Annotated in this window: 5 protein-coding genes; 2 read left to right on the top strand and 3 right to left on the bottom strand. The window is 71.8% G+C overall.

The features are described 5' to 3' along the window. Nucleotides 1–59: 59 nt before the first annotated feature. Nucleotides 60–983 (bottom strand): carbohydrate kinase, encoded by a 924-nt coding sequence (locus ACFXGX_RS29000; RefSeq protein WP_384796524.1) that lies wholly within the window; start codon nucleotides 981–983, stop codon nucleotides 60–62. Further along, complete coding sequence (locus ACFXGX_RS28995; RefSeq protein WP_384796522.1) at nucleotides 980–2,107, bottom strand: LacI family DNA-binding transcriptional regulator; 1,128 nt, start codon at nucleotides 2,105–2,107, stop codon at nucleotides 980–982. Before ACFXGX_RS28995 ends, ACFXGX_RS29000 begins: the two co-directional genes overlap by 4 nt. A gap of 343 nt (nucleotides 2,108–2,450) precedes the next feature. Between ACFXGX_RS28995 and ACFXGX_RS28990 the strand changes: the two genes are divergently transcribed. Further along, nucleotides 2,451–2,876, top strand: a complete 426-nt coding sequence (locus ACFXGX_RS28990) for a Rieske (2Fe-2S) protein (protein WP_384796520.1) — start codon at nucleotides 2,451–2,453, stop codon at nucleotides 2,874–2,876. A gap of 133 nt (nucleotides 2,877–3,009) precedes the next feature. Here the strand turns inward: ACFXGX_RS28990 and ACFXGX_RS28985 are convergent, their stop codons facing one another. After that, entirely contained in the window at nucleotides 3,010–3,957 is a 948-nt protein-coding gene (locus tag ACFXGX_RS28985) for a hypothetical protein (protein ID WP_384796518.1), read from the bottom strand. Nucleotides 3,958–4,459: 502 nt separating this feature from the next. Here ACFXGX_RS28985 and uvrC point away from each other — a divergent pair. Beyond that, nucleotides 4,460–6,559, top strand: coding sequence for an excinuclease ABC subunit UvrC (gene uvrC / locus ACFXGX_RS28980; RefSeq protein WP_384796516.1), 2,100 nt, complete (start codon nucleotides 4,460–4,462; stop codon nucleotides 6,557–6,559). The last annotated feature ends 229 nt before the right edge of the window (nucleotides 6,560–6,788 follow it).

The following is a 6,788-nucleotide window of genomic DNA, read 5'->3' as shown; positions in this document are numbered from 1 at the left end:
CGCGCCCGCGACTCCGGCCGCTCCCCCCCCCGCGCCCCCCGCGCTGTTGAGAATCCGGCCTATAGATCGTCGAGTAGATCGCCGAGTTCGCGGGCGTACGGCGGTTCCGCTCCGGCGCGGGAGCAGGTGACCGCCGCCGCGCGGGCCGCGAAGCGCAGAAGCTCGGTCCAGCCCCGGGTGCCCAGTTCCGTCAGTGCGGCCGGGGACAGGGCGTCCCGGGCGGCCAGGCCGTGCAGCAGCGCCGCGTTCACGGTGTCGCCGGCACCGATGGTGTCCACCACGTCCACCGGTTCGCCGGGCACGGAGTGCACCACACCGTCCCGGGTGAACGCGGTGAGACCGTCGCCGCCCCGGGTGATCACCACCGCCGCGGGACCGGCGGCCAGCCATTCGCGCGGGGTGCCGCCGAGCCACCGGGCGTCGTCCTCGGACAGCTTGAGCAGGGACACCGACGGCAGCCAGCTCTCGAACCGGGCACGGTAGGCGTCCGGGTCGGGGATCAGCCCGGCGCGGATGTTCGGGTCGAGCGCGGTGAAGACGTCCTGCGCCGCGGCGGTCCGCATCAGCTCCTCGTACGCGCTCGCACCCGGTTCCAGGACGAGTGAACAGGTTCCGAAGGACACTGCCCGTGCCCCGTCGGGGAGTTGGTCCGGGGCGGCGAAGAGACGGTCCGCCGTGCCCTCGACGTAGAAGGAGTACGCGGCCGAGCCGTCCGCCCCGATCGTGGCGACGGCCAGCGTCGTCGGCTCACCACCACGCTGCACGGACGACACGTCGACGCCCGCGTTCACGAGTCCGTCCAGGAGGGACTCGCCGAACGCGTCGTGGGACACGCGGGAGCAGAAGGCCGTGGGGGAGCCGAGGCGGCCGAGCGCCACCGCCGTGTTGTAGGGGCCCCCGCCCGGACGGGGCAGCAGTCCCGCCAGGGCGCCGGAGCCCTGCGGCACCAGATCGATCAGGGCCTCACCGGCGACGACGATCACGACTCGGATCCTTTCCTCGGTATCTCGTTCTCGGAGCCTTCGGAGCCTTCGGAGCCTTCGGAGCCTTCGGAGCCTTCGGAGCCTTCGGAGCCTTCGGCACGTGCGGTGCTCGGGGGGCAGCCGCACGAGGTCCGGTGGACGAAGGCGCAGGGAAGCCGGACGGTGCGGCTCTCCAGATGCGGGGACGTCAGCCGTTCCAGGAGCAGCCGGACGGCCGTGGCCCCGATCTCCTTGCTCGGCTGGGCGATCACGGTGAGCCTCGGCGTGAACAGGTCCGCCCAGGAGAAGTCGTCGAAACAGCACAGCGCCAGGTCGCCCGGCACGGACAGACCCCGGTCGCGCAGGGCCCGGAGCGCGCCGACGGTCATGGCGTTGTTCGCGGTCACGAGCGCGCTCGGCGCCGCGCCGAGCGACAACAGCCGGTGGGTGGCGTCCTCGGCGGCCTCCGCGCGGGAGTCGCCGTGCGCCACGAGCCGTTCGTCGTAGGGGAGTCCGGCCCGTGCGAGGCCGTGCCGGTAGCCGGTGATCCGTTCCGCCGTGGTGCTGAGTCCGGGCAGGCCCGCGACCAGTCCGATACGCCGGTGGCCCCGCTCGGCGAGGTGGGTCACCAGGCCGGCCATGGGGGCGGTGTTCTCGGCGCAGACCTGGTCGTGGCGGAAGCCGCTCCCGGCGGGAGCGTCCACGAGCCGGTCCAGGAAGACGGTGGGTACGTCGTGCTGCTCCAGGTAGCGCAGGAGCGCGTCGGGAGCCGCCGACGGCGCGATGATCATTCCGTCCACGCGCCGTTCGTGCAGCAGTTGGACGACCTTGCGCTCGTGCCCGGGATCGTCGTGCGGATCGGCGATGAGCAGGCTGTAGCCGTGTTCGAGGGCTCCGGCCTCGACTCCCTGGAGGATCTCCGTGAAGACGGGGTTGCTGATCGCCGACACCGCGAGCCCGATGGACCGCGTTCGGGAGGTGACGAGTGAACGGGCGAGGGTGTTGTGCGTGTAGCCCAGCTCGTCGATCGCGTCGAGAACGGCCTGGCGCGTCCCGGGCAGCACCGGACGGGTGTCGTTGAGGACGTGGGAGACGGTCGCGATGGACACACCCGCCCGCCGGGCCACATCGGCCATCGTCGCCATGGCGCTTCCTCCCTGGGTCCCGGATGCCCGCCCGTGAAGCGGACCCGGTGCCGACTGGACCGGTGTCGGCCGCACCGGTGCCGACCGGTGGACGGAGCCTGGGCGCCGGACCGCGAAGCGAACGGAGCCCGCCGCTCGCGGGTGAACGTATCCCATCCGACGGCCCGCGTAAACGCTTACGCATACGTTTGCGCAAGCGTTTACGTCCCGAGTCGCAGGGACCGGCCCCCGCAACGAGCGGAATGATCTGTATCGGTATGGTCGGTGTGCGGCGCTCTCGCCGTGTTCAGCCCCGGCGTCGCCGGCGGAGTGTCCGCCGGCACCCTCGACCAGTGGAGATGCCATGTCCGGCCGTCCGTCCGCGAGCCGTCGTACCGTCCTGCGGGGAGCGGCGCTGACCCCGGTCGCCGGACTCGGCCTCGCCGCGTGCTCCGGCGGCAGCGGCGGCGGGACTCCCGCCACGCCGACCGCTCCCGTCGTGCTCGGCGCGGCGAGCGACGTCTCCAAGGGCGGTGCCGAGCTGTACGAGGATCACAACGTCGTGGTCAGCCGTGCCGAGGACGGTTCGCTCAAGGCGTTCAGCTCGATCTGTACGCACGCCGGGTGCGCCATCAACAAGCTCCAGGGCACGACCCTCGTTTGCCCGTGTCACGGCAGCGAGTTCGACGCCGAGACCGGCAAGGTGCTGCGGGCACCGGCCACCGTGCCGCTCCACGCGTTGTCCGTCGAGGAGCAGAACGGGAAGATCGTCGCGGGGCCGGGCGCCTGAGACCGGGGTACGGACCCGGCCCGCCCGGAGATCGCACCCGGCGCGCGGTCGGGGACCGTGCCCGGCCGGAGACCGCGCTCGGCGTTGGACCGCACTCGGCGCGGCCGGGCCGGGGCCCGCACCGCCCGGCCGGTCACTCCCAGTCCCAGCCGATCCCGACGATCCCCGACCGCACACGCGGCTCGACCAGGTGCACCGAGCGGTGCCGGCCGCTCAGCGGCAGTTCCTGCCGGCCGCTGCGGGGCGCGGCGGCCGAGTGCTGGGTGAAGCGGTGACAGCGCACGGGCAGCGCGTCCTCGGCGAAGTGCACCTGGAGCGCGTACTGTCCGCCGGCGAAGCCGAACCCGCGGACGTACTCGCTGGACGCCCCGGCCGTGCCGTCCTCGACGGCGTAGCGGAAGAGGAACGTCTCGCCCGCCCGCAGCCGGGTGTCGAAGAGCAGTTCCGCGACGAACACGCCGGTCTCGCGGTGCCAGCGCACCCGTCCCGTACGGCAGTTCTCCAGCGCCCGGACGGTCGTCCGCTCCGGTGCGCATCCGGGGTCGCCGTGATGAATGGCGACATAGCGGTCCACGCCGTCCTTGTGCGCGCGCACGATGTGGTGCGACTCGCGGCCCAGCAGTTCGCGACGTGCGCCTATGCGCACCCGTTCGTGATGGCCGAGGGTGTGCAGACCGCCGTCGAGGGGGGACTCCAGTTCGGCCAGCAGCCGTTCCAGGACACCGGAGGCCTCGACGAGTGAACGATAGGAACGTCCTGTGGGCCGTTCCGGATCGGAGCGCTCCTCGGCCTCGGCCAGAAGTCTGATCAGGGACTCGTCGGGCAGTTGGAGGATCTCCTCCAGGGCGCGGACGGCTCTCAGTGACTCGGGGCGCTGCGGGCGGCGGGCGCCCTGCTGCCAGTAACTCAGGCTCGTCACCCCGACTCTGACGCCGTATCGCGACAGATGGTGCTGTACGCGCTGCAGCGGCAGCCCGCGGGCGGTGATCGCTGCGCGCAGTGCGACATGGAAGGGGCCACCCCGCAGGGCCGTTTCCAGTTCCGCCGTGGCGACGTCCGCGTGCTGTGTGCCGGTCCGCATGCAGGGGCCTTTCTGTGGATGTTCACTACGGCTGGTCAGGCCGTGAGAGCGGTTCATCGGCGCCGCCCGGTGGGCGCGCGGGGGCTGTACACGCGCGGGTTTCGCCGTTCACGCCCCGAGTTCCCCCGCATTGAAGCGTGTTGACCAAGCCCCGACAACACCTGATGCTCAACATGGCTCACCGCAGCCCCCCGGACGCGCTCCGTCCCTCCTGGGCCCCCACCCGGGGGCCCGGCACCACGTCACGCGGGTGGCCGGAAACGGCGCATCCCGGGAGCCGCGCGCACAGCGCGGGGCCGCTCACGGGCGGGTGGGGGACGATCAGGGACGTGCTGGGGCCGATCGCGGACAGGGCGGGGACGATCGCGGCCAGGCCGGGGACGGGGGGAACCGGGGGCGTCCCGTGGGCCCCGCTCCGGCGCGGCGGCCGGCGCCGCGAGGTTTTCCACAGGCGGGCCGGGAGCCGGCCGCGCTGTCGGCCCGCGCCAGTAGGGTGTGTGACATGGCCGACCCCTCCAGCTACCGCCCCAAGCCGGGACAGATCCCGGACTCCCCAGGGGTGTACAAATTCCGCGACGAGCACCGCCGGGTGATCTACGTCGGAAAGGCGAAGAGCCTGCGTCAGCGCCTGGCGAGCTACTTCCAGGACCTGGCGAATCTCCACCCGCGCACCCGCACGATGGTCACCACGGCCGCGTCGGTGGAGTGGACGGTCGTGTCCACGGAGGTCGAGGCCCTTCAGCTCGAGTACTCCTGGATCAAGGAGTACGACCCCCGGTTCAACGTGAAGTACCGCGACGACAAGAGCTACCCCCACCTCGCGGTGACGATGAACGAGGAGTTCCCGCGCGTGCAGGTGATGCGCGGGGCCAAGAAGAAGGGCGTCCGCTACTTCGGTCCGTACGGGCACGCGTGGGCCATCCGCGACACCGTGGACCTGCTGCTGCGCGTCTTCCCGGTCCGCACCTGCTCCGCCGGAGTCTTCAAGAACGCCTCCCGCACCGGCCGGCCCTGCCTCCTCGGCTACATCGGCAAGTGCTCCGCCCCCTGCGTCGGCCGGGTCTCGCCCGAGGAGCACCGCGACCTGGCCGAGGAGTTCTGCGACTTCATGGCGGGTCGTACGGGGACGTACATCCGCCGGCTGGAACAGCGGATGACGGAAGCCGCCGAGGAGATGGAGTACGAGCGGGCGGCCCGCCTGCGCGACGACATCGAGGCGCTGCGCAAGGCCATGGAGAAGAACGCGGTCGTCCTCGCGGACGCGACCGACGCCGACCTCATCGCCCTGGCCGAGGACGAGCTGGAAGCCGCCGTGCAGATCTTCCACGTGCGCGGCGGACGGGTGCGCGGCCAGCGCGGCTGGGTCACGGACAAGGTGGAGGCGGTCACCACCGGTGACCTCGTCGAACACGCGCTCCAGCAGCTCTACGGCGAGGAGACGGGCGACTCCGTCCCCAAGGAGGTGCTCGTCCCGGCGCTGCCCGAACCGGTGGAACCGGTCCAGGAGTGGCTCACCGCCCGCCGCGGATCGAACGTGTCGCTCCGCATACCGCAGCGCGGCGACAAGAAGGCGCTGATGGAGACCGTGCAGCGCAACGCCCTCCAGGCGCTCGCCCTGCACAAGACCCGGCGTGCCTCCGACCTGACCACGCGCTCGCGCGCCCTGGAGGAGATCGCAGGGGCGCTCGACCTGGACAGCGCGCCGCTGCGGATCGAGTGCTACGACATCTCGCACCTCCAGGGCGACGACGTGGTGGCCTCGATGGTCGTCTTCGAGGACGGGCTCCAGCGCAAGGGCGAGTACCGGCGCTTCCAGATCAAGGGCTTCGCCGGCCAGGACGACGTCCGCTCCATGCACGAGGTGATCACCCGCCGCTTCAGGCGCTACCTCGTCGAGAAGGAGAAGACGGGGGAGTGGACTGACGGCGAGGACACCGTGCCGGGAGCCGCGGAGATCCTGGCCGACGGGACCCCGCTCTCCGGGGGCACCCTCGCGGAGGACGACGGCCGGCCCAAGCGCTTCGCCTACCCGCCGCAGCTCGTCGTCGTCGACGGCGGCCGGCCGCAGGTCGCCGCCGCCCAGCGGGCCCTGGACGAGCTGGGCATCGACGACATCGCCGTCTGCGGGCTCGCCAAGCGCCTGGAGGAGGTGTGGCTGCCCGGCGAGGACGACCCCGTGGTCCTGCCGCGCAGCAGTGAGGGCCTGTATCTGCTCCAGCGGGTACGGGACGAGGCCCACCGCTTCGCGATCACCTACCAGCGCGCCAAGCGGGCCAAACGCTTCAGATCGGGCCCGCTGGACGACGTGCCGGGCCTGGGCGAGTCCCGCAAGCAGGCACTGATCAAACACTTCGGCTCCGTGAAGAAGCTCCGGTCCGCGACGATCGACCAGATCTGCGAGGTCCCCGGCGTGGGGCGCAAGACGGCGGAGACCATCGCCGTGGCCCTCGCCCAGGCGGCTCCCGCGGCACCCGCCGTGAACACGGCCACCGGAGAGATCATGGAAGACGACGAACACGCGGCGCCCGAGACGACGGCGGGTCCCGCGGAGGAGCCCGTGACCGCGGGCGCCTCGGACGAGCGACGGGGGCAGGAGACATGACCGAGAACGACGCGCGCGAAGAGGAACGTCCGGCACAGGGCCGGGAAACACACAGCGAAGCAGACGAAATTCACGCGGAGCGTGAATCACCGAAGGAAGACGGAGCACAAGTGGGTACGGGCATCGAGACGGGGGGGGCGGGAGCCCCGGGACCCCCCATACCACACCGGGTCTTGATAAAGCGGAGGTCCCGAGCCGGGGCGTCACCCCCGCCCACCAGTCAGGCTGA

Origin of the sequence: Streptomyces sp. NPDC059371 (genome assembly GCF_042751995.1) — a bacterium.
GTDB lineage: Bacteria > Actinomycetota > Actinomycetes > Streptomycetales > Streptomycetaceae > Streptomyces.
This window is presented reverse-complemented; position numbering and strand designations above follow the sequence as displayed.

Bases quoted from the DNA above. Each gene is read 5' to 3' on its own strand.
- ACFXGX_RS28995 (WP_384796522.1), bottom strand. From the start codon at position 2,107: ATGGCGACGATGGCCGATGTGGCCCGGCGGGCGGGTGTGTCCATCGCG.
- ACFXGX_RS28990 (WP_384796520.1), top strand. From the start codon at position 2,451: ATGTCCGGCCGTCCGTCCGCGAGCCGTCGTACCGTCCTGCGGGGAGCG.
- ACFXGX_RS28985 (WP_384796518.1), bottom strand. From the start codon at position 3,957: ATGCGGACCGGCACACAGCACGCGGACGTCGCCACGGCGGAACTGGAA.
- uvrC (WP_384796516.1), top strand. From the start codon at position 4,460: ATGGCCGACCCCTCCAGCTACCGCCCCAAGCCGGGACAGATCCCGGAC.